The organism is Acinetobacter nosocomialis, from assembly GCF_041021905.1.
Taxonomy (GTDB): domain Bacteria; phylum Pseudomonadota; class Gammaproteobacteria; order Pseudomonadales; family Moraxellaceae; genus Acinetobacter; species Acinetobacter nosocomialis.
Genome location: NZ_CP157432.1, coordinates 2618350 through 2644674 on the forward strand (window position 1 = coordinate 2618350; position 26325 = coordinate 2644674).

Genomic DNA, 26325 nt, shown 5'->3' on the forward strand with positions numbered 1-26325 from the left:
CTTAAAACTCAATTGTAATTGGTACTATATCTTTATATTCACCCTTAGATATACCACTACCATCATGTACAGCTTGACCAAAAATATCGATATTCTTTTTAGTATTCATATCATTAAGTATAAAAACATCATTTGCTCTAATGACTTGTTTATTTAAACCATAGAGCAAATTATAAGCGATAAAATCTTTACCATTACTTAATGCATGATAATAATTTTGTGAGAATGAAACAGGAACTTTACTATCATTATTTCCAGATCCAAATATTATTTTTACAGTTGAAATACCAGCACATTGTATTTGTAAGCCGGAATTTCCGTTATTTATTAAACTTGCTTCCAACACCCCATTAAAAGCAGTTGTAGCTTCTCCAAAATCTAAAGATCCAAAATTTAAATTTGCTGTATTATTTTCTACAATTTTATTATTGATAGAACAAGAAGGTAATAATTCAATTTGACTCGTTAATTTAGCTCCAATTTCACCCGCATTTAATGAAGTAATTAAAAAATATGAAAATATAAATACTGAACCGCGATTTAATATCATCTTCCCTCCATTTAAAACAGGTTCACTCGTCTCTGAGTAAACCTGTCACTCAATTAATTATTTCTTTTTATATTTAGAAATTTACAGTGACTAATAGAGTATCTTTATAATCACCTTGTGCTTTTGCTGTACCTGTATTTGGTGCAATTGCACCGAAAATTGGCACCGCTGTAGCTTGTCCACTCACTGTAGTGAACTGTTGTGGTTGGTTCACAACATAGAGGTTTGTACGTGCAGCATCACGGTAAACGTTATATGCAACTACATCAGCAGAAGCAGTATTTTTTAAAGTACGGTCTGTACGTTCACCACCATCAATTGCGACTGTAAAATCAACAGGATCTGTGCCGTCACAAGTTACAGAAATATTGCCACCTGTTGCAGCTGAAGCAACTTCAGCCGTTAATACGTTGTTCCAAGTACCGGAAGTTTTACCAAAATCTAAAGTACCAAACTTGTTCATATTTCCTTCAGTTTGACTACCACCTACAGTACAGCCTGTCGAGATATTTAATTTAACGTCAACCTGTCCAGTAACAGCTGCTTGAGTATTTACCGCATAACCAGCAACTATTAATGCTGCAAGAAGTGATTTCTGAATGTTTTTCATATTCATAACCTACATATATAATGATTAGATTTGTAGAACAAAATGAATCAAACTTGATAAATAAAATACGGCTAATTTGTTTTATATATAAAACAAACTATCTTTTACTATTGTGTGATTCTTTTCACAATTTAATAACAATTATTTAACTTGTATACATACATTACAAAAAGACTATGTTTACTTATTTAAAATTCTTTTTCTAAAGACCATTAAAAAACAAGATTAAATACCCACCCCTACTTTATAAAAATGACTAAAAATCAAAAAAAACAAATATCACTCTTTAAATAAAAATTAGTCAATATTTATTCAAATACAACCATTTATAGACTATGTAAAATTGAACACTATTTATTCTTATTTAAATAGGTCAAATGACCTATTTAAACTATTTCTAAAGAAAAGGAATTAAGTCGCTCGACCTATTTTTTAATTTTAGATTGGGTCGCCTGACCTAAATTATAAAAATATAGGTCATATGACCTATATTTAGTTTAATAGAATTTAAATATTTTATTTATATTTTTCTAATTTCATGGTTTAGAATGCCTTTTTTAAATAGTACTTACAGGCTGGATAATGATCAAAATTGATACCTTTGATACTATACAAATAAAGAAGTCCTTTACTACACTAAAAGGGCAAGAAAGAATAAAGCAAATCTTAAAAAATGCTGAAATAGTTTTTCTTACGAAAGGTTATTCTGGTTTTAGTATGAGAGGAGTTGCCACACAATCTAATATTAGTTTAAGTACCCTACAGCATTATTTTAAAAACAAAGATCTTTTATTAAAAGCTTTACTTAATAAATTAATTTGTGACTACATACAGCGGATTGAAATTTTAATTAATTTAAATGTGAATGAACCTCCTTTACATCGGTTTATGAATATTATCACCAATATAATGTATGAAATAGAACAACCGATCATTACTCATACATTTAAAGAGGTGTTTTCTATTTCAGACCATCTCCCCTATGTTTACGATTTTTTGTCAATGATACAAAAGTATAATTTCGAACTGATATATAAAATTATACTTCCCATTCATAGTGAAATATCTTCAGAAGAATATAAAGAAAGAGCTATTATTATAATTACCCAACTTAATGGATATTTAGTTCAACATTCAAATAAAAACACAGATGAATATTATAAAGAATTTCTAAGAAATATAATTTTAAAAAATATATCAAGATTAGTGAGTGAACCATAAATTTAGAAACATAGGAGCACTTCTCCTATGTTTTAATAAAAAACATAAATAGATTAGTCGTATTCTATACAATAATATTCTTAAAAAATAACAATCAAAAAATGATTAAAAAAACAAACCAAATTTCATTTTTATTGAAGAAAAATTTAAATCGAAACATAATAGTTACTATGATGAAAATAGAATTTTGAACTTTTAGAGAGTCTCAATGGGTAATGCTAAAGCATTAAAATTTATAAACTTTGTACTCGCTTTCTTATGGATTTATCAAGGCGTCGTTCCTAAAATCATTTTTATTAACTCTGATGAAATTTTTGTCTGGCAAATGATAGGACTTTCTTTTGATTATGCAAAACTTGCAGGTCGTGGCAGTGGTATAGCTGAAGTGATTTTTGGTTTATTATTTCTTTTTTCTCCTCACAAATATATTCATTATTTAAGTATTTTAGGATTATTGGATTTACTGCTGTTAATTGGTTTTTTAATACCCTCTACACTTATTTCACCTTATAACCCTATCGTAATGAATATTTCGATGATAAGTTTATCGATTATTTATCTGCTTTTATTAAAAGAGCAAACCGCTCATTTATGAAAAATTGCTCAATAGCTTTGAGTTTTAAAAATTTATAGAGATTTCAATGAGTTTATCTAACTGTGAAGCTGGTTGTGTAGTCATCACTGGAAGTACAAAGGGTATTGGTTTAGCACTTGCCCATGCTTTTTTAGATCTTGGTTGTTCCGTTGTAATAGCGGGACGAAATGTTGAGCATCTTAACCATGCCCTATCCTATTTAGAAACTCATTTCAATAAAGAGAAATTTATTGGTTTATGCTGCAATGTGACACAAATTGCTGATGTACAAACACTGTGGGATCGAGCAATTCAGCATTTTGGGCAAATCAATGTATGGATTAATAATGCAGGTAGCTGTCACCCTACAAAAGAGTTCATTGACCTTCAACCAGATGAATTGAAAACGACCATATCGACTAATATTTTAGGCACAATGCTCGGCTCGCAAGTGGCTCTAAAAGGCATGCTCAAACAAGGTTATGGCCAAATCTTTAACATGGAAGGTTGGGGAAGCAATGGCGAATGGAGTGCTGGAATGACTGCCTACGCGACAACTAAACGGGCGGTAAGTTATTTTAGTAAAGCGCTTTATAAAGAGACTAAGTCGACTCCTATCTTAACTGGTACTCTCAGCCCGGGTATGGTAGCAACCGACTTGTTAGTTTCATCTTGGACCCATGGCAATATACAAAACTGGAAAAAGATGAAACGCTTATTCTTCTTTGTAATTGACCCACCTGAAGTTGTTTGTGCGTATTTAGCAAAACAAATTATTCAAAATAAAAAAGCTAACCGTCGTATCGTATGGATAACACCTTGGAAACTTTTCCTTAGATTTTTACAACCTTACTACTGGCGCAGAAATCCTGTTAAAGGCACAGCCTTAGAGCATCTCTAGGTTAACTTAATATGATTAGCCATTTAACTTACTAAAGTAAGACGGTTTAATTGGTAAATGGAGGGAGTTCGTTGTTAGATACTTCCTCCTATAGAAAAGCTCAGTAAAAGTTCTTTTAAAGCCATTACTGAGCGTTATAACTAATCAGTTCCCTCATTTTCTGAGGCATTATCTTTATTTAGAATACGTCCTTCCCGCTTTGGTCGAATCAATGGTGCAGTTGGTCTTGGATGATAAGTATGGGTATATTGCATACCTACTCCTGCATTTACGTCATCTGCTGCGATTTCAGTCTCAAAGCGTTCATTATCAAGATCGCGTATTTCCTCGGTAATTCTTTCTACTTCGTCTTCATCTACACCAAGTTCTTGTAAAATCACTCCACCAAACTTAATCGCAGATTCAAACGTTTCACGGATCATAAAGTCTACTTTTTGTTTGACTAAATGCAGTGAATGCTCACGGTCATATGAACGGACTAATAATTTTGCCAAAGGAAATTCGTGAGTAACCAATTCAACAATTCGATTAGTCGTTTCCTTACTATCTACACACACCACAATCGCCTGTGCTGTTGCAGCACCGGAAGCATGTAAAATATCTAGGCGACAGCCATCCCCATAATAAATTTTAAAACCAAACTTTTCAGCGTTTCGAATCATGTCGGTATTATTATCAATAATGGTGACATCTACGCCTCTTGCCAACAGTAATTGACTGGTGACCTGCCCAAAGCGCCCGAAGCCAATCATTAAAACACTACCGCTTAGTCCATCAGCAATATTGATGTCTTCCAATGAAACCTTTGCTTTAGCTTGAGTAAATCGTTTAAAAATAATACCGACAATTGGAGTCAACACCATTGAAAGTACAACAATCGCAGTTAAGTTAGATTTGACAGTACTATCAATAACTTGGGCACTTAATGCAGCAGAGAAAAGTACAAACGCAAACTCTCCCCCTTGAGCCATCAGTAAAGCGCGATCTAATGCTTCTGTATGAGGACTTTTGGTTACTCGAGCGACAATATAAATCATGAGCGCCTTAACAAACATCAGGGCCACTACGCCACTTACAATGAGTTGCCAGTTTTGAGCAACCACTGATAAGTCCAGTGACATGCCAACACCAAGGAAAAAGAGACCCAGTAAAATTCCTCGGAATGGTTCAATATCGGCTTCAATTTGATGTCTAAACGTTGATTCAGATAAAAGTACACCCGCCAAGAAAGCTCCCATTGCCATAGTCAAACCACTGACTTGCATGAGCAACGCCGCACCCAACACAACCAGTAAAGCTGCGGCCGTCATGACTTCTCGCGCTTTAGCAGCAGCCAAGAGTCTAAATAACGGATTAAGTAACCAATAGCCTGCCGCAATGAGACCTGCAATTGCCAGTAAACCAATTCCAATGTTTTCCAGGCGTACAGATGTGCTTTCGACTACATGATTTGGTGCCATAAAAGCAACAATAGCCAGTAGTGGCACAATTAATAAATCTTCAAAAAGTAAGATGGCTACAATTTTTTGCCCACGTGGTTGAGTCAAGTCACCCCGATCGCCCAATAACTGCATCACAATTGCAGTCGAGGTTAATACAAACCCTGCCGCGCCAATAAAAGCGACTTGCCATGTGAAACCAAACAATAGCCCTACGCCAGTCAAAGCTAACGCACAAATAATGATCTGCAGCGTACCAAGACCAAAAATTTCACGTCTAAGGCTCCACAAATGTGATGGTTGCATTTCCAAACCAATCACAAAGAGGTACATCACTATTCCCAACTCGGCAATATGTAAAATTGCTGTGGAATCTTGAAAAAATGCAAAACCAAATGGGCCAATAATCAGTCCTGCGATTAAATAACCTAATACTGAACCCAAACCAATGCGTTTAAAAATAGGGACTGCAATGACAGCAGCTGCCAATAACACTACTGGAGCAACTAAGCTTATTGAATGTGCTTCTGAGCTCATACATTTCTCATTTTATTTATCTGCAATTTATTCTATGTGAAACTTGGTGTAAGGGCGATTACTAGTTTTGAGAAAAAGCATCCTAAAAATAAAATGGCTTAAATCATCGGGAAATAAAAATTGAGCCTATACAGGGAAAGAAATATTCATAAACAAACACCCATAAAAAAAGCCCTAACGGGCTTTTTTAAATTTAAGCAATAAATTTCAACATGAGCTGAATGACCGTCGCATTAATCAAGTCGACAAAGAATGCGCCACAAAGTGGAACAATCAAAAACGCCTTATGCGATGGACCATACATATTGGTAATGGCTTGCATATTTGCAACGGCAGTTGGTGTAGCCCCCATCCCGAAACCACAGTGACCTGCTGCTAATACTGCCGCATCGTAGTTTTTCCCCATGACGCGGAAAGTCACAAATGCAGCATATAAAGCCATGGTGAGTGTTTGAGCACCTAAAATAACTACAAGCGGGCCAGCTAGGTCGGCAAGTTGCCAAAGCTTTAATGAAAGCAATGCCATTGCTAAATAAAGTGATAAAGATGCATTACCAAACACATCAATCGCGCGGTCGAAAATATCAATTTTCAATACGCTTTCTAAAATATTTCTTAAGATTACACCGCCACCAAGTGCCCAAACGAAAGTTGGTAACTCAAACCATGTTCCCTTACTAAAGCCCGTCATAAATTCAGCAAACGCTAAACACGCTGCAAACATACCAAGTGTGGTAATTGCATTATCGGCAGTAATTAAACGAACTTGATGCGGGTTTTCAAACGGCGCGAGATCATCTGAATTTTGTTCAAGATGCGTATCGCGATGGTGAATTTCCGCATTAGTTTTTGGTTGAGCAAGACTATAACGGTTAATAAGTAATTTGGCTAAAGGGCCACCAATCACACCGCCAATAATCAAACCAAAAGTCGCACTCGCCATACCTAGGGCTAAAGCACCTTGAATGCCATGCTGACTTTCTAAGATTTCACCCCACGCACCTGCTGTACCATGACCACCAGTTAAAGTAATTGAACCTGCAATTAAACCAATAAGTGGGTCTAGACCCAATAATGTCGCAAGGCTCATACCAACAGCATTTTGCACAACAATAAATGAGGCTACACAAATTAAGAAGATGACTAAAGCACTACCACCTTCTTTAAGCTTCATAAAATTGGCACTTAAACCAATTGAAGCAAAGAACACGAGCATAAAGCTGGTTTGTAATTCACTACTAAAAACAATGCTGTACCCCCATAAACTGTGGACAAGCAAAGAAACTACCGCAGCAACCAAACCACCGGCTACAGGTTCAGGGATATTGTAACGTTTTAAAAAATCAATCCGATTAACAAGAAAGCGGCCCAACAATAAAACGATGACCGCCGAAATTAGTGTATAAAAACCATTAAAAACAAATTCCATATATACTACTTTCTAATTACATTTCTAATCGATTGTAAAATAATTATATTTTATTTTTTCATATGTAAAAAAAACACAAATAAACTTTACAAAATTACCCTAGCAATACATTTTTTACTATTCTTAAAAATAGCTTAAATTTTTAAATATTTTATACATAATTGTTCATAAATTCTTATTTAACTATTAATATCAAATACTTAAACAAAATAATTCAAAATTTAAAGATATTTAGGGTTTGATACCTTAAACAGAAAATCCTGTCTTTTAAGTCACTGAACTCATCTGCTATTCCCGTTAATATTCCTCGAAGACCAGCTCGTTATTTGCTCTGGGCAAAATATTTACAGGTTTTATATTCAATGAGTTTATTGCTTAAAGTTCGACAGAATGTTCCACAAGTGAAGTCGATTAAAACGTCACTTAAAAAGCGTGCTGGTCAGAAAATACCTCACATGCTGACCAATGCATCAGATCTGTTTTTTAGAGGCCCTCAAATTGCCTTGTCAGGAAAAACACCTTTTGATGTGATTTATAAGCATGAAATTATGAGTTTACGTCACTATAAAAATGAGGCTGAAGCTCCTATAGCTAAACACCGCGTACCGTTAGTCATCGTTCCACCATTAGCAGTCAACATGCTTATTTACGATTTGTTCCCTACACGCAGCCTTATACGTTACTTTTTAGCTCAAGGTTTTGATGTCTATTTAATCGACTGGGGTGTACCAACCCGACATCAGGCAAAATACAATTTTGGCACCTATATAAAAGTCTTTATGCCTGAAATGTTAAAACAGGTTCGTATATATAGTGGACAACAACAGCTCTCTTTACATGGCTGGAGTTTAGGTGGTGCTCTTTCACTCTGCTATACCGCGTTATTTAAAGATAAAGATATTAAAAATTTGATTATTCTTGCTTCACCTATCGACACCCATAAAGCGGGTTATATGGGTAAACTTTATGGAAGCTTGACCAAACCTGCACAGTGGGTTCGTAAGCACACCCCTTTTCGTATTCGCCAACATGTACCAAGTGAAGTGTTTCATATTCATGGTTGGCAAAACACACTCGGTTTTAAATTAACGGACCCAATTGGCAATTTAAAAACCTATTGGCAGCTTTTAAAAAATCTTGATAACCGAGAATTTATTGTTGACCACGCCACCTCTAGTTCATTTATAGACAATATGCTGGCTTATCCAGGCGGCGTTATGCGTGATATTATTTTACGTTTCTGGATTGATAATGAGCTATCAACAGGTGTCGTTAAGTTTGGCGAACTTACAGCTCATCTAAAAGATATTGATTGTTCAGTGTTAGCCGTGGGTGGCGATACAGACATTATTGTGACCGCCGATGCCGTTAAACCCCTTATGACCTTAATTGGTAGTAAAGATAAAACATTCAAAACCGTACCAGGCGGCCATATGGGGGTGGTTTCAGGTAGCCAAGCTCCTAGTTTTGTTTGGCCTGAAATAAGTAATTGGTTAGCGACCCGTTCAGACTAATACTTTTAAAAGCACGAAAGCCAGCGTAGCCAGTTCTACGCTGCTTAAAATTCAAACTATGCAAAAGCTTTTTATTTGATTAATCCATATGCATGTAATTGCTTATCACACGTTATAAGTACGATTTTATAAAACACAAAGATAATAAAAAATTGCCACTTTATAGTTAACCAATATATTAATTTAGTCATAAAAACATAAATTTTATTTATCACAAAACCATTTTTAAAATAAAAAATTTTATCAAACGTTAAATTTTTATTAAAACATATCCATTTTATTTAAATAATATTTTTGACTTTTAAGATTATCTACCTAAAGTCGATGTTACTTTTTGTTATTTGTGTAAAGCTCAACTCAACAGGGATTTTACTCAAATATTTGAAATAAAATAATTTTAATTTATTATTCATTGTAAAATATGTATATTATTTGAACAATTGTAGGCAATATCTCACAATCATGTAAGCCAAAGCTTACAACACAAATGATTGTTTTTTCTATAATTAATTTCAGTACATATAAGCACTCTTTACTATTAAATAGAAAGCTGAATATTAATAAAGAGATCTGGAGAAAATGATAAAGTCATCTTTATTAATATAAAAACTCTTAATAATAGAAAAAGAATCTCAAAAAATTAATATGTACTATCTTTCCTCTGGAAACAGAGGAAAGATACCTTTTTATAATCTTCAGATAGGGTATAGAAAATGTTTATCGCAAAAAATATATTTGTATATTTACTATCAATGTTAGCTCTATGCTTAATGATTATTTTTTTTAATTACCTAGGAATGAATGAGACGACTAATCTCTTAATTTCTTCGGCACTCTTTGGAATATTTATTACGTGGTACTATAAAGGTAGTGGACTATGTATTGCTCTTTTTAGTTTTTTTTACTGGGCAATGTTCGTGATTAGTCAAAGTTTAGAAGTGATATGGATGCTTTCGGTTTCACTGATTGTATATTTAGTGATGACTAAAATTGTACCTAAACTCAAGCACATCCATATCGGTATAACGTCAAATAGTTAGAATGGATTTACTCCCCGATTAACCATTCCAACTTTCTTAACCGTATCAACTTTAGTTTGCTCTGCAATTAATAGTTCATTTAAGAAAAATTTGAGATTTTGCTGATTAAGCAAAATTGGGTTAAAAGTACTTTCTCCCATCTTGAGAAAGAAAGCCTCGATATTTGTATTGCGTTGCACATATTTCATTGACCAACGTTGAAAAGAGTTTTCTTCAATGGAATATGTGCATAACCATTTAACATTGTGGTGCCTTTGATCTTTTTGAATTTTCTCAAATAATCTTTCTACTACCTCTTTTTCGCCTTCTAAACATTGAAAAAATGCATTATCGGCATAATAAAGTACTCCACAAATCTCGTTCAAATCATTGAAATCACGAGCTTCTGTTAGGATATCACGCAAATCTTGTAGCAAATCTTCATTATTTTCATTTCGTTGGCTGGCATAACACAGTCGAACGTTCATAAGACTTCCGTGAAATATAAAATTTCATTATTAATGGAATTTTCAACTTAACACACCTTTAACAGAAATACTTTACATTTCATTATTATAAAAAATCGTAACCTTACCGAATTTCAATAAAAAAGCCCGAAACTAGTTCGGGCCATGGTATTTATAACCACATTATTTAACACGTTCAATTTGTAAAACTTCAATTTCGGTGGGCTTAATACGATGTGTGTCAACTTCACCTACAATACGTACTTTATCTCCCACTTTTAATTGCCAACCGTTTGCTAAGTCATCATCAACATCAATCACGATGGAACCCGTTTTGTCTTTAAGCTCATAATGGTCGCCAGCAATATGCTTTACGATAGTTCCAGTGAGGGTTACACCTGTTTCATCAGCTAATGTTTTTGCTTTTGAAACAGTGACTACATTTTTTGCGGCTTGATTGAGTATAGCCGGATCAGTTCTTGCAAAGGTTGCACTGCTAACGAATAAAACCAGACTGGTAATTGTGGTTAACACTATTTTTTTCATTAAAATTTCTCCTATTCTTTTATTCATAGTTATCTAACAATTTCTTAAAAATGTGAGTTTTAGCTTTTGTGATTTTTTGTGTCATCATGTCAGATGTACAATATTATTGTTGGAGAAGCTTTTAGACTGGCTCTTTTTTTAATCATTAAAATAAAAAAAAACCACATCGGGTGATGTGGCAAAAAGATGTAGCTTACTGAACCAAAAAAATAACGTATAACAGAGGATATAAGTCTAGAATAGATATTAATTATTAAAATAAACTTAAGAAAAAAATATTAATTAAAGATTTTCTAAAAATTTAGATAAACCTTCTGGTGCCCTTCCTTCTAATCGACTACTGGTGGTTACTCGAACTAAATTGCTCCATGTAATATTACAACACTGTCTTATCAATTTATTAATGAGGGAAACATCTTCATGACAAGGAACTGGTTCAAAACCACCAACTTGCATATAAACAGCAGCACTAAAACTTAAATTTGCACCATGAATATGATGATGATCCATACAGTCTTGATAATGTGACAAATACTTTTTTTGTTTTATAACAGATAACCGGCTCAAGTCATCTAAAGTCACAATACCGCAAATTGCATCTGTAGGCTGATGCAAAATTTGGCAACGCAACCAGTCGGGACTGACGATACTATCGGCATCGGTACAGGCAAGCCAAGTTGCTCCATTTTGAATAACTTGACGAATACCTAAGTCTCGGGCCTTTCCAACACACGCATAATTACATTCAATCCAGCTTACTCCATAACTTTGTACAATTGAGCGCGACTGGTCTGTACAGCTATCAAGCACAACCATGACCTCAACCTGTTCATCCGGTACTTTTTCTATCGCATCTTGAATTGACTGCAAACAGGCTGGCAAATGCTGTTCTTCATTATGCGCTGGAATCACAACACCTATTTTCATCGTAATTGTTCCCGCTGAGCTATTGACGAAGAATTAACAGTCCAAATATCAACCATAAAGTCCGGATCATTTAGACTTAAATAGTGATGAAATGGAAAATATTGCTGAAAGCTTTGGTGTACTTGCTTGGCATTCAATTCAAAATCCTGAATATCATGTCGCCAATGGCAACACAAAATTTCCCCTTCCGGGTTTAAGGCCTGCTTTAATTTTTCAATAAACTCATCTAACTCATCGCATGTGAGGTAATACGCCACTTCGCTAATCACAATTAGGTCAAATTTTTGTTCATAAAAATCTTCAGGTATTTTTCTATTTTCAACAGTCACATGTTCAAATGCTTCTAACCTTTGGGATGCGAGTTGAACGGCCTGCTCAGAGACATCTATACACAATAGACTCGCAGCACGCTGAGCTAAATAAACGCTTAAATGCCCATTTGAACAGCCAATTTCTAAAACTTTTTCATAATGAGGTCGTGTTAATAATGCAAGGCAGATTTGTCTTTTACGGGCTTCGTACCAGTGATAATCATAGCCCCATGGATCATTATTACTACGATACAACTCCTCAAAATACATACGAGAATGAGTCACTCAGATATACCTCATAAGGCATTAAAAGACGGCTAATGGCACTAGAAGACAAAACGGCGGAATTGCCTGTACTTTCATCGGCTTCAATTTGTGTTTTAAATTGCATAACTGCTTGAACTTTTTTATTTAATTGGTTTTCAGTTAAGGCATAAGCTTGTGCTTTGGACCAATCAATACGTGGGTCTAAAGGCTCTGCCCAATGCCATGCCCAAATCAGTACATGCACACATACTAATTGATGCACTTTTGCAAAGGCCTGCACTGTTTTCCCGACGGCCTCATGATCTGGATGCCCATCAAATGCATAACTACAAATTAAAATATCTTCAGGTTGAACGATTTGGCTGAGCGCTTGATTTAATAGATGAGTCTGTGAGTGAATCTGACCATCCGTAAGGTTTAAAGCAATTCGTTCAGAATGATCTGAGACACCTAAACTATTCAAAGCAGCAAAAGTCTCTTGCGGACGTAATTCGTTTAATTGGTCTGGGCTGTATTTTGTTGAATGGGGATGGCTTTGCGTGCCATTACTGACCGCTACAATAACAAGATGACAATTTTCTTTGACTAGCTGCTGCATTAAACCACCACAGCCAAGCACTTCGTCATCAGGATGCGGAGCGACAATCACCACTCTTTTCGAACGCAACAATTGTAAATTCAGTCCATCTAAAGGATGCGTTTTAAATGCCTCTAGCCACTTAAACTTCGGTGTTCCTTCACCTGAAATTACACGATCTTCGACTAAGGGATGAGTTAAAGTTCCCATAAGCTTTTCTCCGGCAAACAGAGCTCTGCAATAGACTCATAATCAAAAGCCGCATGGCTCTGACGAATAAAGACAGGCAAATCAGCAATGAGCTGTGAAAATATAGCTTCTTCACAATAAGGACGTGCGCCTAAAGCTTTACCAACAAGTTGAATAACACTCTGGCAGCATTGTTCTGTTTGAGCACGCAATATACGGATTTCTCGCTCATGACTGAGCATAGGCTCTTCATCAATAAGCTTGGCAATATATTGAAAATACTGTTTTGTTACAGAAAGCTGTTGAGCTAATTCCCCTAAATACATTTTTTTAAATGCGTTTGGGCTGAGTTTGCAACTTTCATGTAGGAAGCTAACTAAACGTACCGCTGCACCATACCAACAAGCGGCAACACCAGCCGCACCATGCCAAAATCCGGGACGCTCCAAATAGCGATTTGGCTGACCTATAACCGTAACGGGAGTATTGTCAAAATGTACTTGGGCTGTTTGAGTGCCTTGCATACCAACGGCTTGCCAATGATTTAGGTCAACATGAACCGAAGAATCACTTAATTCAACAATACAAAGCTGTGCTTGGCCTTGCTTGTCCTTATAGCTTATTAAAGCCTTGTGAATAAACTCAGCGCCAGAACACCAAGTTTTGATACCGCTACAATGATTGTTCTCGACTTGTAGAGGTGCAGGCCCGCCCTCTGCTGCCCATACCGCCCACGTTTGCTCATCTATTTCAGCTTGATAACCCAGTTCTTTTAAAATACTTAAAGCATCACAATGTGACTCAAATAATTTAGCTAGACTTAAGTCACTCCCTGCAATTTGAGCGAACATTTGCCACCTTTGGTAGGTTTGACCTGATGCTGGATAAGGTAAATTTTTAGCTAAACTTACTAATTCTTGAAGCAAGTCTTGGCGTAGCTGACTTTTGTTTTCAGCTTCAGCATGTTCGAATTCATTCAACATACTCAAGATTTTCATATTTATAGATATTTTAATATTCATTACAAATAATTATTCAAAAGTATTAACTTAAACATATCGAAATAATTCTGTTTAATTAAAGATATAAAATGTAATAAAAAGATATTTTCTATAACTTTATTAAATGAATATTTCGTTTTATTTCATTGTTATTTAACTATATCGCTTAAGTGAAAATATAAAATAATCATGTAAGGTTTATTAAAAAATAAAGATTTCTCCGATTTTATCCAGTAATTTAGTTTCTACGATTTTTCTATTTCCAAAGAAGAGGTCAAAAATGAGTACTTTAAATATTAATGATATTAAAAAACATGCAGACGTTATTGCTTCTTGTGGTACCAAAGTAGGAACTGTTGATCACCTTGAAGGTGAAAATCAGTTAAAACTTACTAAAGACGAAAATGATCAACATCACCTTATTCCGATTTCTTGGATTGGTGAAGTAAAAGACGATCAAGTCATCTTAAATAAAAACTCTCAAGAAGTTAAAGAAAATTGGCAAGCCATTTAAATTTCTTTGCACAGTTAGTTTATAACTGTGCATCTTATTTAAAAATATAAACAACAATTAAAATAAAATAACGATAATGAAAAAAGTAAAAAGCTCCTTTTTATTAAGGAGCTTTTTATTTCTATCATAAAAATTTTAATTCAATATTTTTATAAATTACTCTGATTCATTGCAACCGAACGGGTTGCTTTACGCTTTCGGGTTACAAATAAACCGCACACCACCACACCTAACGTTACCCCTAAAGATAGAGTCGTTTCATAACTATAGGCTGGTGAGAAGAACATATAAGCCAATACACTTAAAATAATGATAATCACAAACCAAGTCAGCCATGGAAACAACCACATTTTAAAGGGAATTTCTGCTCCAGCTGCTTCTAACTTATGTCTTAAACGTAACTGTGAAAACGCAATAACCAAGTACACCAGCAAAGCAATCGAACCTGTGCTTGAAAGCAATAGGCCAAACACTTTTCCTGGAAATACATAGTTAATGACACAGCACACTAAACCAATAAAAGTTGAGGAGAACACCGCAATTGCCGGTACCCCCGCATAATTCACTTTAGTGACTGCCTGCGGTGCTTCATTGCGTGTTCCTAAACGGAATAACATACGAGAAGATGTATAAATTGCGGCATTCATACAGCTTGCCACGGCGATAAACACAACCGTATCAATAATAAGTTTAGTACCTGGTACATTTAAGCTCATTAAAACGTATTGGAATGTCCCGTACTTTTGTAAGTCTGGTGAACGCCAATCGACAAGTGAAACGGCAATAAACATCGAAACCACAAAGAAAAGAATAATACGGTACAGCACCAAATTGGTGGCACGTCTAATTTTCTGTTTAGGGTTGGATGACTCTGCCGCGGCAATCGAGACAATTTCTACCCCAAAAAATGAAAACGCCGTAATTAAAATGGCAGATAAAATACCTCCCATACCATGCGGCATAAAGCCAGCATTGTTATATAAATTGGCAACACCGCTAACATTTTTTGCTAAAGGCCAAATACCCGAAATTGCCAAAATACCAATTATGATAAATCCAATAATGGCGACTACTTTGACTAAAGAAAACCAGAACTCAAACTCACCAAAACTTTTGGTACTAAAAAAGTTGGCCAAGCTTAGGAACACAATAAAGCAAAATGCATAGATAGAAACCGATACGCTCGGAAACCACGAATGTAAAATTTCTGCGCCAGCAATCGCTTCTACCGGAATCGCAAGCACCCAAAACCACCAATATAACCAACCAATAGTGAAGCCTGCCCACGGGCCAATCGCTTTACGGGCATAGGTAGAAAATGAACCGGTGTCCGGCTCTAAAACGGCCATTTCACCCAACATTCGCATGACCAGAAAGACCATAATACTGGTAGTGAGATATGCAAGAATGACCGCTGGGCCTGCTTTGGCAATTGCAGAAGATGAACCGACAAATAAACCTGCACCAATAACACCACCAATACTAATCATTGTGATATGGCGATTTGAAAGTCCTTCGCCTAATTTTTTTGTTCTATCATTATTCATATTTCATTCCTTAAAAATATATCCATAAAACAATCTATTACATGTTTAAAAATCCTTAGCTAATGAAAAAGGGAAAACCTGATGTTTTCCCTTTGTTGCAGACATTAATTTAAAGTTGGCATTGAGAACTGTTTTGCTTCACGGACTTGAGCAGATGGCCAGCGCTGTGTAATGGTTTTACGGCGTGTGTAAAAACGGACACCATCTGGACCATACGCATGTAAATCACCAAACAGTGAACGCTTCCAGCCACCAAAGCTATGGTAAGCCACAGGTACTGGTAAAGGCACATTAATACCGACCATACCAACTTGAATATGACTGCTAAAATAGCGTGCAGCTTCCCCATCACGGGTATAAATACAAGTACCGTTACCATACTCATGGTCATTAATCAGTTGCATCGCTTCTTGCATGCTATTCACACGCATAACTTGCAACACAGGACCAAAAATTTCTTGCTGGTAGCTGGTCATGTTTGGTGTGACTTGATCAATTAAAGTTGGTCCAACGAAGAAACCTTTTTCATAGCCTGCCGGTTTTGCATCACGGCCATCTACCACAATTTACGCGCCTTGCTGTTCTGCACTTTGAATATAAGCCTGCACTTTATCTTTATGTGCTTGGGTAATCAGTGGGCCAAAGTCGTTGTTTGCATCTGCATAGTGGCCGAACTTCAATTTTTTCATTTCTTGAGTCAGCTTATCAATCACGACATCGGCAACTTCATCGCCAATAGCAACCGCAACCGAAAGTGCCATACAACGCTCACCAGAAGAGCCAAAAGCTGCACCTAACAATGAAGTTACCACGTTATCAATATCGGCATCAGGCATAATAATCGCGTGGTTTTTTGCGCCGCCTAATGCTTGGCAACGTTTACCCGTTGAAGTCGCTGTACGGTAAATATATTCAGCAATTGGGGTTGAACCCACAAAGCTGACAGCTTGAATACGAGGATGATGCAATAAAGCATCTACCGCTTCTTTGTCACCATTGACCACATTAAACACGCCATCAGGTAAACCGGCCTGTTTTAAAAGTTCAGCAAGGTATAAAACCACAGAAGGTGCTTTTTCAGAAGGTTTTAAAATAAAGCAGTTACCGCAAACCAGTGCCATTGGGAACATCCATAAAGCAACCATGGCCGGGAAGTTAAACGGTGTGATACCAGCAACAACACCTAGCGGTTGGAACTCGCTCCATGAGTCGATATCTGGACCAACATTTTTTGAAAACTCCCCTTTTAAAAGCTCTGGTGCGCCGCAAACATATTCAACGTTTTCAATACCGCGTTGCAATTCGCCTTGAGCATCATGAGAAATTTTGCCGTGCTCTTGCCCAATCAAAGCGCAAATCTTTTCGGCATTTTGCTCTAATAATTGTTTGAACTTGAACATGACACGTGCACGTTTAATAACTGGTGTATCACGCCATGCAGGAAATGCTTGCTCGGCGACCTGAACTGCTTCATTTACCGTTTGAGCATCTGCAATTTCGACTTCTTTACTAATTTCACCCGTCGCAGGATTGTAAACTGGCTGTTTTCTTGCCGTTTTAGATACAATTCGTCCTTGAATGAAATGCCCTAGCACTTTTTTGGCTTGTTCACTATGCGTACTATTTTCAGTTGAAACTTCGTCATAGCTAAAATCTTCTAGGCCATTTGTCATTGTTGTTACTCCTTACTACAATTAGTTTTCAGATCAAACTGCTTTTTCATTTGGTTTTTAAAGAGCATCCAGAGACACTACCGATGCTCATAAATATCTATAAGGCTTATTTCACTTGATAAAGTGCATCGCCCACGGCATTCAATAAGCGGTCAATATCTGCTTCTGTGCTGTTGAACATTGGACCGAACTGAAGCGTGTCACCTCCAAAGCGGACATAGAAACCTTCTTTCCAGAGTTTCATACCGAGTTCAAAGCCTCGAATGGTGGCATCGCCATCACGCGGAGCTAACTGCAACGCACCAATCAAGCCACAGTTGCGAATATCTAAAATGTGCGGTGCGCCTTTTAAACCATGCAGCATTTTTTCAAAACTTGGTGCCAACGCCGCCGATTGAGCTAACAAGTTTTTCTTTTCTAAAACTTCAAGCGCAGCTAAAGCGGCAGCGCAAGCAACCGGATGTGCCGAATAGGTATAGCCGTGGGTAAATTCAATGGCGTGTTCTGGTAAGTCTTGCTGCATAAACGCAGAGTAAATTTCATGGCTTGCCACCACACCACCTAAAGGAATGGCACCATTGGTGACTTGTTTCGCAAAGTTCAAAATATCTGGCGTAACTCCGAAATATTCCGCCGCAGTCCATGTTCCTAAACGCCCAAAACCTGTAATCACCTCATCAAAAATTAACAAGATGTCATGCTCATCACAGATTTCTCGTAAACGTTGTAAATAACCCGTTGGCGGCACAATACAACCCGCAGAACCGGAAATAGGCTCCACAATGACGGCTGCAATATTTGAAGCATCATGTAGCTCAATTAATTTAAGCATTTCATTGGCAAGTTCTACCCCGCCTGTTTCTGCACAGCCTTTGGTAAAAGTTAAATTTGGCTGTAAGGTATGCGGTAAATGGTCTACATCCATAAGCTGACCAAACATTTTACGGTTGCCGCCAATTCCACCTAAGCTTGTCCCCGCAACGTTTACGCCATGGTAGCCACGGGCACGACCAATCAATTTGGTTTTGCTTGGTTTGCCTTTAATACGCCAATAAGCACGTGCCATTTTGATCGACGTATCTGCCGACTCTGACCCTGAGTTGGTAAAGAAAACGTGTTGTAGTTTTTCAGGCATATGCTGGACAATTTTATCTGCCAGCTTAAAAGAAAGCGGATGACCAAACTGAAAAGCTGGTGAGTAGTCGAGCTGACCTAATTGGGCGCTTACCGCTTGTTGAATTTCAGGCAAGGTATGGCCTGCACCACAAGTCCATAAGCCTGAAAGTGAATCGAATATTTCACGGCCAGAATCATCAATCAGGTATGACCCTTTTGCGCCGACAATCATACGTGGGTCTTTAGCAAAGTTTCGATTTGCAGAGAAAGGCATCCAGTGTGCCTGATAATTTATATGCATATTATTATTGGTTTGAACCGCATCTAAAGTATGTTCAGAGTCGCTGAATTTATCCGTATCAAACATAACCATTCCTGTTTATTTTCAAATTATGGTTTGAGTGTACATAGCGAGATAAGTTTGATAAATTCAAATTATCTTGAGTTTAGATTTAAAAAAACAAAACTAAATGAAACCTAAAAAATTAAATCAAGTCACTGATTTTGATATAAAACTTCTCAAAATATTTAAAACGGTTTGCGACTGCCATAGCTTTACATCTGCCGAAAGTATTTTGGGTATTAGCCGCTCTGCAATTAGTTTGCATATGAGTGATTTAGAAAATCGTTTAGGCATTCGGCTATGCCAACGTGGCCGTGCCGGATTTGCCCTCACCGATGAAGGGCGGGAAATTTTAGAATATATTGAAGTACTCACAGCAGCGATTGAAGACTTCCGCTCTAAAGTCAACCAAATGCATAACCGCCTTAAGGGGGAGTTTAATATCGGCATTATTAACAACCTTGTGACTATGCCTAGAGGCTATATTACCAACACCTTGACTCAACTTGCCGAAGAGCATGCCGAAGTTATTATTAATATTAGTATGAGCACCCTTTCAGATATTGAGTGCCGTGTACTTGATAACCGATTGCATGCAGGTGTTATTCCCCTTGTGACGCCTTTGTCTGGTTTAGACTATTTCGACTTATATAGTGAAAGTTCATTTTTATACTGCGGCAAAAATCATCCTTTATTTAACCACTGTAGCAATATTAATTTAAATGAATTAAAAAAATGGCAAGCCATTCTTCCTAATTATGCTATTACCTCAGAAGCCGCAAAGTTACATCAGCTTTTAGACTGTAAAGCGACAGCAAGTGACCGTGAAGGTATTGCCTTTCTGATTTTAACTGGCAAATTTTTAGGTTTTTTACCCGACCATTATGCAAAAAAATGGGTTGAAGATGGTGTGATGCAACCTGTTTTAAAAAACAAAATGCACTACAGCACCCCTATATGTTTAATTACTCATAAGGGTAAGAACCACAATAATATTTTAAAAACATTTGTAGATATGCTTGAGAAAAGAATCAGCAGTAGTTAAAAATATTTATATATAGATGTAAGAATATAGATTATTTATAAATAACAAGCCTTTTTATTTATAAAAACTTCACAATAAAAATTTACAAAATTAAAGCTCCATAGGGGCTTTTTAGGTAAAAATGACTATGCAGTATATTTAAATATATTTAATATTTAATAAATATCACTTAACGATCTGTTTTTAATAAATAAAAAATATATAATCACGCCCGCAAAGTAAACATAAATACTTAAGGTTTATTCATGAAAAAAATTTCAACTTTAGCAGTTTCTATTTCATTTATTATGTTAACGGGGTGCGGTGGAGGCAGTTCAAGCTCTAATAATACTGAAAATGTATCATCACAAGCTCAGGAACAATCTACTCAAAATGTAAATAGTCTAAAATGTGATAGAGGTATTCTCTTAAATTCTACGCTTTCAACTAATACAATTTTTGATGAAACGCTATATTCTTTAAATTATAGATTTAAGGAAATTTCTTCAGGAAATCCTCCAACTTCAATTCCACAACTTTATGCATATGAAATTAAAAGAAATGATCAAATGTTATATGCTTATCCAAAAGCACTTTACAATATAACTGCTGATGAAATTGAAAGTAGTTTGGCTGAAGATATCGTCCAAAGTTATGACCTTAACTCTTTCGGTCTTTTCACTAAAAAGACATACCAAAAGCAGAATAATGGTTGGCCTTTAGGTTATGTCGTTGCATCACAAGGTTCACAAATTACAACTGCTCAATTTAATGATACTTGTAGTTTAAATTCATATAACATTAGTTACGACTACGAAAAAATAGATGTTTCAGGTAAAAAAATATCTGACATTTTCCCATCTAATATTTTAACAAGTCGACCAGAAAATATAGACTACTTATATATGAGTAATCACTTTGCTGGAACACTTAAAAACAATCAAACAGCTTTTACGAGCTTATTAAATAGTAATGAAACCTTCCCAAGTGGCTCATATATTTATGTACCGAAGTCTGTTGTTTATAACAATACCGAATTTTATTTCTTTGATAGCGATAGTACTAATTTCAAAACTGTAGTTGAATGGCAACAAGCTCTTTATCCAAAAGCTAAATATAAATTTGATACTGTGGCTGGCTACAATGTAACTTACTCTGTAGACAGTGCAGGTAATCAAATTTATTCGGGTGGTAAAGACCCTGCCATTGAAATGAATGGCAAAATTTACGATGGTGAATGGCAAGTTAAAGGTAATGTTGTTTCTGAAACATACGGTGAACCAGCAATTATGTCGACCACTAATTATCAAACAAAAGGAAAATTTGCTTTATACAATAAAGCGAGTTATGACTTTCTTGCTGCCCAAATCCAAACTTACTATAAGTAAAATTTAAAACCTGTATATCCCAAAGTACTTAGCCAGAGGTGGATCAGGAAATTTGAACAACACTTATAAGTGATATTTTGCTCCCCAAATGATGTTATAAACATCAATATATGGAGTATTTTATGGCACGTAGACCAAGAAGAAATCATTCAAATGATTTTAAAGCTAAGGTAGCACTTGCTGCGATTAAAGCAGAAAAAACACTTGCTGAATTGAGTGCTGAATTTGATGTTCATCAAAACCAAATTATCGACTGGAAAAATCAACTGATTTCAGCTTCCTCGCAAGCTTTCGATCAATCAAAAGCTCCAACAGAACCACCCATCGATCTAAAAAAACTACATGCAAAAATCGGTGAGCAGGCATTAGAAATTGATTTTTTAGAAGGTGTGTTGAAGAAACTGGGCCGCTTCAACCACAAAAGTTAATCGATGACTCACTTCAGATTTCAGTATCTAAGCAAGCTCAGCTGCTGAAAGTCTCCCGTGGTTGTTATTACTATCGCCCAAAACCTGTGAGTGCATCAGATCTGAAGCTGATGCGCTGTATGGATGAGTTACATATGCAATACCCTTTTGCAGGTAGCCGTATGATGCGTGATTTGTTGAATCGTCAAGGACATCATATAGGACGACGTCATACACGTACTTTAATGAAGAAAATGGGCATTAATGCGTTATATTGCAAACCAAATTTAAGCCAGGCTAATCAAGCTCACCGCAAATATCCATATCTGCTCAAAGGATTGGCTATTCAGCGCAGTAATCAAGTGTGGTCTACGGATATAACGTATATCCCTATGGCAAAAGGCTTTGTTTATTTATGTGCTGTGATTGATTGGCATAGCCGCAAGGTACTTGCGCATAGAGTATCGATTAGTATGGAGGTTACATTTTGCATAGAAACATTAAATGAAGCTATTGAAAAATATGGTCGACCTGAAATATTTAATACAGACCAAGGCAGTCAGTTTACCAGTGATGCATTTATTGATGTATTGAAATCAAATGACATCCAAATCAGCATGGATGGTAAAGGTCGATGGGTTGATAATGTGATGGTTGAACGATTATGGCGGAGCGTTAAATATGAAGAGGTGTATCTCAAAGCCTACAGCAATGTTTTGGATGCGAAGAAGCAATTAAACGCATATTTTGAATTTTATAATTTGAAACGACCTCATTCGAGTCTGGACAAAATGACTCCAGATGAGTTTTACTATGACCAGCTACCACAACAAAATAAGGTAGCTTAACTAGAGCAGAGTATCACTTATAAATAAGCTTTTAGTTGTTCAAACATGTGGGACCACCTCTGCCAATGTACTTTGGGATATTTATCTAAACCAGCCCTACCCTTAATAAAAAGTAATCTAATGCCTTATTTCCTTCATACGTATCGTTCTTATCTAAATACTGAATAATTGCACCCTCAATCATATACAAAAAGAGTTTCGCTTCATTAAATGTTGCATCGGCCTTAAGTGTTCTAAGTACGCTATAGATTTCATTGGTCAGCCATGTTCTGTACCTTACTGCGGTTTGGTAAGCATTTGGATAGCTATTTTTAGTTTCAAAAATAGCCTTAAATAATAAGTAATATGGTCCCTCTAAGTCGGTATGTAGAACATACAGTTTCTTGAGTTTATCTATGACATTTGTATCATGTTCATACTCCACCAGTGCAACCACTTGGTCTTGGAGCCGTTCTTTTTGTACGAGTAGACAAATATCAATGAAGCGCTCTTTTGAGTGAAAATAATTATAAAACGTCATTTTGTTCACTTCAGTTTCTTTCACAATTTTGTCGACGCCCACAGTGTGAAACCCACCATGGTGAAACAGATTTATTCCTTTTTTTACAACTTCTAAAGCACGTGTTGGGAGAATTAAATTTGGCATAGTTTTACCGTTATAAAATAAATTTTTGTTGTATATAAATGAGTTAAAAAAATCTGTGCCCTTTCTGGGAGAAAAAAAGGCGCAGCAAAACCCATAAAGACTGTGCTTGGCACATCTCGAGTTTTATAGTTGCTAAGTTTTTGGTCGTGACGATTTAAAGCTTGATAAACCTAATGGCGATCAAACTTGTTAACAAACTAAGTTGTGTTGTTATAGCTTTTGGCAAAGGCTGCCAAGAAATAATGGATGTGCAAAGCCGACTCCTTTTTATTGGGAGTTCTGCCAGACATTAAAATTATGGTGGCAGAACGAAAAGGGGTTAGCAGACTGGTCAAACGTGGCCAGCACACCCGAAGGTGTCCCCCTCCCGTTCCGCCGCAGAGGGGGCACGAGGGCTCAACACTAAAAGTATGAAACTTTTAATGTACGTTTGATGCGGTCTGCTAAAACCGACTGGCAATGTAGGCCAGCACGCAAAGAATAATAGTCACTCTATTTATCGTCAAGCACAAAAAGTGACAACTGTTTTAAAATAAAACAGACAAAGTATTTGATAAATCAGTGGGTTTTTAAGATGTACTACAAAATCTACGGGTAAAAAACAGATGTTGTTATTTCTATAGTTTTTTAAAAAATAATTGAGTTCAGCAATAAGAAAGATTGGGCTAATTCTTATAGTTCCTAATCAGAATAGATGAGAAAAATAAGCCTCTTACTCTCAGTTGGCTTGAGGCTTGGTAAATTCATCTCAATAGCACCTGTTTAAAGATGCTACACAAAATAATTAATGGTTCTTTTTAGAGAATTTATGACCTTTAGGAAGTGGAGCATCACATGGTTGATCCGTCTTTACATCGACCATTTTCACTGGCCCATCATTGTAGACCGTTACTTTACAGCCTTTTACAACATATTCCTGTTCAATACCACCGTACCTTTCATCATCAGAAACGGGAGCTACAGAAGTTACACCATAACAAGCTCCATCAGCATCACATTCAACCTCTACTCCACTAACATCAGCTCCACCCGCTTCTGCCACTTCTGCTCCAGCAGCTTCCATTGCGTCAACCTCTTCAACCTGTGTCTTTGCTGCATATGTATTTGAAAGACTCATCATTAGAAAAACTGCAAGAAAGAACTTACTACTGCGATTTATTGAATTCATGTTTTATCCATAGCTATTGATTTGAAATTGGTGCATTCTGGGAAGGAAAAGCTTCAATTTTCCTATTTTTCAAAAATATTAAAAAAATTTTAGAAGTCATACAATGTCATATAATTAGATTAATTTGGCAGCATTTTTTAAGCTATCTTAAATTTGATAGATAACTTCATACTGACCAGTTAACTCTTCTCTTAAAAGATCGAATAATTCACTTCCTAATAGTTTGAATTCCCTTTCATCCTGAATCGATTTAAAGGTAGAATTTTCTCTAATTATATAAAACGCCGATCTAGTATTGATAGGTTTCTTTAATCTAATTAAATTATTATATAACTACTGCCTCACACTCTTTTGTATTAGATTCCAAATACTTTTTCCATTGAATCAATACTTTTAAAAATAATTCAGTAGAGATTTCTCCACGATAATTTTTAGTTTTGTTAGTACGAAGTTTAAATGTCGTAATTTCCTTTGTAAATTTCACACTTCCCCCCATATCACCGTAAGGAGAAAAAATAATTTCTTTTCTTTGATTTCTCAATATACTCTCAATTTTTAATAAAGCCTCAGATATAAGTTCTAAATTATCTATGCTTGAAATAAAATCCAAAAAGTCTTCATCCCCTCTAAGATATGCATCAAATCCCTCCGCTTGATTTTTATATGGGGCTACCTCCCAACCGAGTGTTGGTACATATACTCCTTCATCACCTTCATATTCTTCTCTTAGAACATATTGAAATTTAATTTTCATCTCATTTATTTCCTCATTATAAAGGCCCGCCACGCCATTGATTCACTGTAGAATTAGGACTTTGGCTTGGTGGTACAAACTTAACGTTTACCCCCAGAAGGTGTAGTAGTAGTAAAACGTTCTTGTGAACGTAAATTAGCTGGCTTATTTTTAAAAGCCTCTGATAGTTCATATTTCAATCTTGCTTCCGACTTTTAATAGCATAAGTATTTCTAACAATTATTAAATTACAAGCTATATTATAGTTTACTTATAGACAAAATAATCAACATATTTAATACCTATAAAATAATATTTACAGCTCTAAATTAATTATATTATTAACAATTTCCACCACATCCACATCTTCATCCAAATACTTTTCATACCAATAATCTATTTTATTAAGAGGATTAAAAACAACACCTAAACAACCACCTTGATTATTATCAATATAAAAAGACATATCATTATTTAAACAATACTTTTCAATATCAAAAAGAATAGTAGGCACTACCCGCACATAATCATCATAAATATAGTAATATAGGCAATTATTTTTAACAAAACCACCTAAAATAAAATACTTCTCCCCTACGATTAAAGCATAATCATAATTATAGCCATAATCATAATTTACTGATAACTTGAAAAAACTATTTAAACTACTCCCTTTTTCAACTAATGCTTTTCCAATGGAATTAGAAATACATTCAACCACAGTTATTACTCCTATTGAACTTTCGCTCGCTGCTCAACATTATCTACAGTTTTATCACTTACTCCTACGAGTCTAGATGCTGAAGCAAGTCTTGCTAAAGCCCTGCTTCCTGTTACCA

25 protein-coding genes and 1 pseudogene are annotated in these 26325 nt (G+C 35.8%); 9 read left to right on the forward strand and 17 right to left on the reverse strand.

Going from position 1 to position 26325, the window contains the following annotated elements; all coding sequences use genetic code 11:
- Nucleotide 1 precedes the first annotated feature (1 nt).
- Together ABLC00_RS12235 and csuAB are read right to left on the reverse strand one after the other, a co-directional pair.
- Nucleotides 2–550 (reverse strand): spore coat protein U domain-containing protein, encoded by a 549-nt coding sequence (locus ABLC00_RS12235; protein ID WP_033846042.1) that lies wholly within the window; start codon nt 548–550, stop codon nt 2–4.
- A 73-nt stretch (nt 551–623) separates the two neighbouring features.
- Complete coding sequence (csuAB, locus tag ABLC00_RS12240; protein ID WP_002049140.1) at nt 624–1160, reverse strand: Csu fimbrial major subunit CsuAB; 537 nt, start codon at nt 1158–1160, stop codon at nt 624–626.
- A 582-nt stretch (nt 1161–1742) separates the two neighbouring features.
- On the opposite strand from csuAB, the gene ABLC00_RS12245 reads away from it, so the two are divergent.
- From ABLC00_RS12245 to ABLC00_RS12255, 3 genes are all read left to right on the forward strand, one after another.
- Nucleotides 1743–2381, forward strand: a complete 639-nt coding sequence (locus ABLC00_RS12245) for a TetR/AcrR family transcriptional regulator (RefSeq protein WP_004707965.1) — start codon at nt 1743–1745, stop codon at nt 2379–2381.
- Nucleotides 2382–2589: 208 nt separating this feature from the next.
- Entirely contained in the window at nt 2590–2976 is a 387-nt protein-coding gene (locus ABLC00_RS12250) for a DoxX-like family protein (protein WP_006580582.1), read from the forward strand.
- Nucleotides 2977–3022: 46 nt separating this feature from the next.
- Complete coding sequence (locus ABLC00_RS12255) at nt 3023–3856, forward strand: SDR family oxidoreductase (protein ID WP_004886341.1); 834 nt, start codon at nt 3023–3025, stop codon at nt 3854–3856.
- Nucleotides 3857–3996: 140 nt separating this feature from the next.
- On the opposite strand, the gene ABLC00_RS12260 is transcribed toward ABLC00_RS12255, so the two are convergent.
- Together ABLC00_RS12260 and gltS are read right to left on the reverse strand one after the other, a co-directional pair.
- Nucleotides 3997–5832 (reverse strand): monovalent cation:proton antiporter-2 (CPA2) family protein, encoded by a 1836-nt coding sequence (locus ABLC00_RS12260; protein ID WP_004707961.1) that lies wholly within the window; start codon nt 5830–5832, stop codon nt 3997–3999.
- Nucleotides 5833–6025: 193 nt separating this feature from the next.
- A complete protein-coding gene (gene gltS, locus ABLC00_RS12265; RefSeq protein WP_004886339.1) occupies nt 6026–7261 on the reverse strand; it encodes a sodium/glutamate symporter in 1236 nt (411 codons plus the stop codon).
- A 362-nt stretch (nt 7262–7623) separates the two neighbouring features.
- Here gltS and ABLC00_RS12270 point away from each other — a divergent pair, with 362 nt between their 5' ends.
- Complete coding sequence (locus ABLC00_RS12270; protein ID WP_006580583.1) at nt 7624–8775, forward strand: alpha/beta fold hydrolase; 1152 nt, start codon at nt 7624–7626, stop codon at nt 8773–8775.
- A gap of 713 nt (nt 8776–9488) precedes the next feature.
- Nucleotides 9489–9815: a hypothetical protein gene (locus ABLC00_RS12275; protein WP_004707954.1), complete on the forward strand. Its 327-nt coding sequence runs from the start codon at nt 9489–9491 to the stop codon at nt 9813–9815.
- Here the strand turns inward: ABLC00_RS12275 and ABLC00_RS12280 are convergent.
- The 6 genes from ABLC00_RS12280 to ABLC00_RS12305 all read right to left on the reverse strand — a co-directional run bounded on the left by ABLC00_RS12280 (nt 9812) and on the right by ABLC00_RS12305 (nt 14061).
- Entirely contained in the window at nt 9812–10282 is a 471-nt protein-coding gene (locus tag ABLC00_RS12280) for an AnBLUF65 family BLUF photoreceptors (RefSeq protein WP_006580584.1), read from the reverse strand. The two genes, ABLC00_RS12275 and ABLC00_RS12280, sit on opposite strands and share 4 nt — an antisense overlap.
- A 162-nt stretch (nt 10283–10444) precedes the next feature.
- Nucleotides 10445–10807 (reverse strand): NirD/YgiW/YdeI family stress tolerance protein, encoded by a 363-nt coding sequence (locus ABLC00_RS12285; RefSeq protein ID WP_031983540.1) that lies wholly within the window; start codon nt 10805–10807, stop codon nt 10445–10447.
- A gap of 282 nt (nt 10808–11089) precedes the next feature.
- Nucleotides 11090–11734, reverse strand: a complete 645-nt coding sequence (locus tag ABLC00_RS12290; RefSeq protein WP_002049169.1) for a glycosyltransferase family 2 protein — start codon at nt 11732–11734, stop codon at nt 11090–11092.
- Nucleotides 11731–12330 (reverse strand): bifunctional 2-polyprenyl-6-hydroxyphenol methylase/3-demethylubiquinol 3-O-methyltransferase UbiG, encoded by a 600-nt coding sequence (locus tag ABLC00_RS12295; protein WP_004886331.1) that lies wholly within the window; start codon nt 12328–12330, stop codon nt 11731–11733. Before ABLC00_RS12295 ends, ABLC00_RS12290 begins: the two co-directional genes overlap by 4 nt.
- Nucleotides 12305–13099, reverse strand: coding sequence for a PIG-L deacetylase family protein (locus tag ABLC00_RS12300; RefSeq protein WP_004886329.1), 795 nt, complete (start codon nt 13097–13099; stop codon nt 12305–12307). The genes ABLC00_RS12295 and ABLC00_RS12300 overlap by 26 nt, the downstream gene beginning before the upstream one ends.
- Nucleotides 13087–14061, reverse strand: a complete 975-nt coding sequence (locus tag ABLC00_RS12305) for an acyl-CoA dehydrogenase (protein ID WP_099143697.1) — start codon at nt 14059–14061, stop codon at nt 13087–13089. Before ABLC00_RS12305 ends, ABLC00_RS12300 begins: the two co-directional genes overlap by 13 nt.
- Before the next feature lie 298 nt (nt 14062–14359).
- Between ABLC00_RS12305 and ABLC00_RS12310 the strand changes: the two genes are divergently transcribed.
- Nucleotides 14360–14593 carry a DUF2171 domain-containing protein gene (locus tag ABLC00_RS12310; RefSeq protein WP_004886326.1) on the forward strand — a complete coding sequence of 78 codons (234 nt, stop codon included), beginning with the start codon at nt 14360–14362 and terminating at the stop codon, nt 14591–14593.
- 149 nt (nt 14594–14742) lie between these two features.
- On the opposite strand, the gene ABLC00_RS12315 is transcribed toward ABLC00_RS12310, so the two are convergent.
- From ABLC00_RS12315 to ABLC00_RS12325, 3 genes and pseudogenes are all read right to left on the reverse strand, one after another.
- On the reverse strand, nt 14743–16140 hold the full coding sequence (locus ABLC00_RS12315; protein ID WP_004886325.1) for an amino acid permease: 1398 nt from the start codon (nt 16138–16140) through the stop codon (nt 14743–14745).
- A gap of 104 nt (nt 16141–16244) precedes the next feature.
- Nucleotides 16245–17813, reverse strand: a pseudogene (locus ABLC00_RS12320) (CoA-acylating methylmalonate-semialdehyde dehydrogenase).
- Between the two features lie 106 nt (nt 17814–17919).
- Nucleotides 17920–19302 carry an aspartate aminotransferase family protein gene (locus ABLC00_RS12325; RefSeq protein ID WP_006580586.1) on the reverse strand — a complete coding sequence of 461 codons (1383 nt, stop codon included), beginning with the start codon at nt 19300–19302 and terminating at the stop codon, nt 17920–17922.
- A 97-nt stretch (nt 19303–19399) separates the two neighbouring features.
- Here ABLC00_RS12325 and ABLC00_RS12330 point away from each other — a divergent pair, with 97 nt between their 5' ends.
- The 3 genes from ABLC00_RS12330 (at nt 19400) to ABLC00_RS12340 (ending at nt 22939) form a co-directional block, all read left to right on the forward strand.
- Nucleotides 19400–20317 (forward strand): LysR family transcriptional regulator, encoded by a 918-nt coding sequence (locus tag ABLC00_RS12330; RefSeq protein WP_004886320.1) that lies wholly within the window; start codon nt 19400–19402, stop codon nt 20315–20317.
- 245 nt (nt 20318–20562) lie between these two features.
- The gene (locus ABLC00_RS12335; protein WP_006580587.1) at nt 20563–21684 is read left to right on the forward strand and encodes a hypothetical protein; all 1122 of its coding nucleotides are present in this window, start codon (nt 20563–20565) and stop codon (nt 21682–21684) included.
- 122 nt (nt 21685–21806) lie between these two features.
- A protein-coding gene (locus ABLC00_RS12340; protein WP_225367773.1) for an IS3 family transposase occupies nt 21807–22939 on the forward strand; the annotation gives its coding sequence in 2 pieces (ribosomal slippage) (nt 21807–22059 and nt 22059–22939; 1134 coding nt in all).
- Nucleotides 22940–23024: 85 nt separating this feature from the next.
- Here ABLC00_RS12340 and ABLC00_RS12345 read toward each other — a convergent pair.
- The 4 genes from ABLC00_RS12345 to ABLC00_RS12360 form a co-directional block, all read right to left on the reverse strand.
- Nucleotides 23025–23585, reverse strand: coding sequence for a TetR/AcrR family transcriptional regulator (locus ABLC00_RS12345; RefSeq protein WP_004886317.1), 561 nt, complete (start codon nt 23583–23585; stop codon nt 23025–23027).
- Nucleotides 23586–24369: 784 nt separating this feature from the next.
- Nucleotides 24370–24753 carry a hypothetical protein gene (locus tag ABLC00_RS12350; RefSeq protein ID WP_004886314.1) on the reverse strand — a complete coding sequence of 128 codons (384 nt, stop codon included), beginning with the start codon at nt 24751–24753 and terminating at the stop codon, nt 24370–24372.
- A 325-nt stretch (nt 24754–25078) separates the two neighbouring features.
- Nucleotides 25079–25507, reverse strand: a complete 429-nt coding sequence (locus tag ABLC00_RS12355) for a hypothetical protein (RefSeq protein ID WP_004886313.1) — start codon at nt 25505–25507, stop codon at nt 25079–25081.
- A 295-nt stretch (nt 25508–25802) separates the two neighbouring features.
- Nucleotides 25803–26207 carry a hypothetical protein gene (locus tag ABLC00_RS12360; protein ID WP_004886312.1) on the reverse strand — a complete coding sequence of 135 codons (405 nt, stop codon included), beginning with the start codon at nt 26205–26207 and terminating at the stop codon, nt 25803–25805.
- Between the last annotated feature and the right edge of the window lie 118 nt (nt 26208–26325).

What these genes read in the sequence shown, in the direction of transcription:
- ABLC00_RS12235 (WP_033846042.1), bottom strand. Translation starts at nt 550, where the DNA reads ATGATATTAAATCGCGGTTCAGTATTTATATTTTCATATTTTTTAATT.
- csuAB (WP_002049140.1), bottom strand. Translation starts at nt 1,160, where the DNA reads ATGAAAAACATTCAGAAATCACTTCTTGCAGCATTAATAGTTGCTGGT.
- ABLC00_RS12245 (WP_004707965.1), top strand. Translation starts at nt 1,743, where the DNA reads ATGATCAAAATTGATACCTTTGATACTATACAAATAAAGAAGTCCTTT.
- ABLC00_RS12250 (WP_006580582.1), top strand. Translation starts at nt 2,590, where the DNA reads ATGGGTAATGCTAAAGCATTAAAATTTATAAACTTTGTACTCGCTTTC.
- ABLC00_RS12255 (WP_004886341.1), top strand. Translation starts at nt 3,023, where the DNA reads ATGAGTTTATCTAACTGTGAAGCTGGTTGTGTAGTCATCACTGGAAGT.
- ABLC00_RS12260 (WP_004707961.1), bottom strand. Translation starts at nt 5,832, where the DNA reads ATGAGCTCAGAAGCACATTCAATAAGCTTAGTTGCTCCAGTAGTGTTA.
- gltS (WP_004886339.1), bottom strand. Translation starts at nt 7,261, where the DNA reads ATGGAATTTGTTTTTAATGGTTTTTATACACTAATTTCGGCGGTCATC.
- ABLC00_RS12270 (WP_006580583.1), top strand. Translation starts at nt 7,624, where the DNA reads ATGAGTTTATTGCTTAAAGTTCGACAGAATGTTCCACAAGTGAAGTCG.
- ABLC00_RS12275 (WP_004707954.1), top strand. Translation starts at nt 9,489, where the DNA reads ATGTTTATCGCAAAAAATATATTTGTATATTTACTATCAATGTTAGCT.
- ABLC00_RS12280 (WP_006580584.1), bottom strand. Translation starts at nt 10,282, where the DNA reads ATGAACGTTCGACTGTGTTATGCCAGCCAACGAAATGAAAATAATGAA.
- ABLC00_RS12285 (WP_031983540.1), bottom strand. Translation starts at nt 10,807, where the DNA reads ATGAAAAAAATAGTGTTAACCACAATTACCAGTCTGGTTTTATTCGTT.
- ABLC00_RS12290 (WP_002049169.1), bottom strand. Translation starts at nt 11,734, where the DNA reads ATGAAAATAGGTGTTGTGATTCCAGCGCATAATGAAGAACAGCATTTG.
- ABLC00_RS12300 (WP_004886329.1), bottom strand. Translation starts at nt 13,099, where the DNA reads ATGGGAACTTTAACTCATCCCTTAGTCGAAGATCGTGTAATTTCAGGT.
- ABLC00_RS12305 (WP_099143697.1), bottom strand. Translation starts at nt 14,061, where the DNA reads ATGTTGAATGAATTCGAACATGCTGAAGCTGAAAACAAAAGTCAGCTA.
- ABLC00_RS12310 (WP_004886326.1), top strand. Translation starts at nt 14,360, where the DNA reads ATGAGTACTTTAAATATTAATGATATTAAAAAACATGCAGACGTTATT.
- ABLC00_RS12315 (WP_004886325.1), bottom strand. Translation starts at nt 16,140, where the DNA reads ATGAATAATGATAGAACAAAAAAATTAGGCGAAGGACTTTCAAATCGC.
- ABLC00_RS12325 (WP_006580586.1), bottom strand. Translation starts at nt 19,302, where the DNA reads ATGGTTATGTTTGATACGGATAAATTCAGCGACTCTGAACATACTTTA.
- ABLC00_RS12330 (WP_004886320.1), top strand. Translation starts at nt 19,400, where the DNA reads ATGAAACCTAAAAAATTAAATCAAGTCACTGATTTTGATATAAAACTT.
- ABLC00_RS12335 (WP_006580587.1), top strand. Translation starts at nt 20,563, where the DNA reads ATGAAAAAAATTTCAACTTTAGCAGTTTCTATTTCATTTATTATGTTA.
- ABLC00_RS12345 (WP_004886317.1), bottom strand. Translation starts at nt 23,585, where the DNA reads ATGCCAAATTTAATTCTCCCAACACGTGCTTTAGAAGTTGTAAAAAAA.
- ABLC00_RS12350 (WP_004886314.1), bottom strand. Translation starts at nt 24,753, where the DNA reads ATGAATTCAATAAATCGCAGTAGTAAGTTCTTTCTTGCAGTTTTTCTA.
- ABLC00_RS12355 (WP_004886313.1), bottom strand. Translation starts at nt 25,507, where the DNA reads ATGAAAATTAAATTTCAATATGTTCTAAGAGAAGAATATGAAGGTGAT.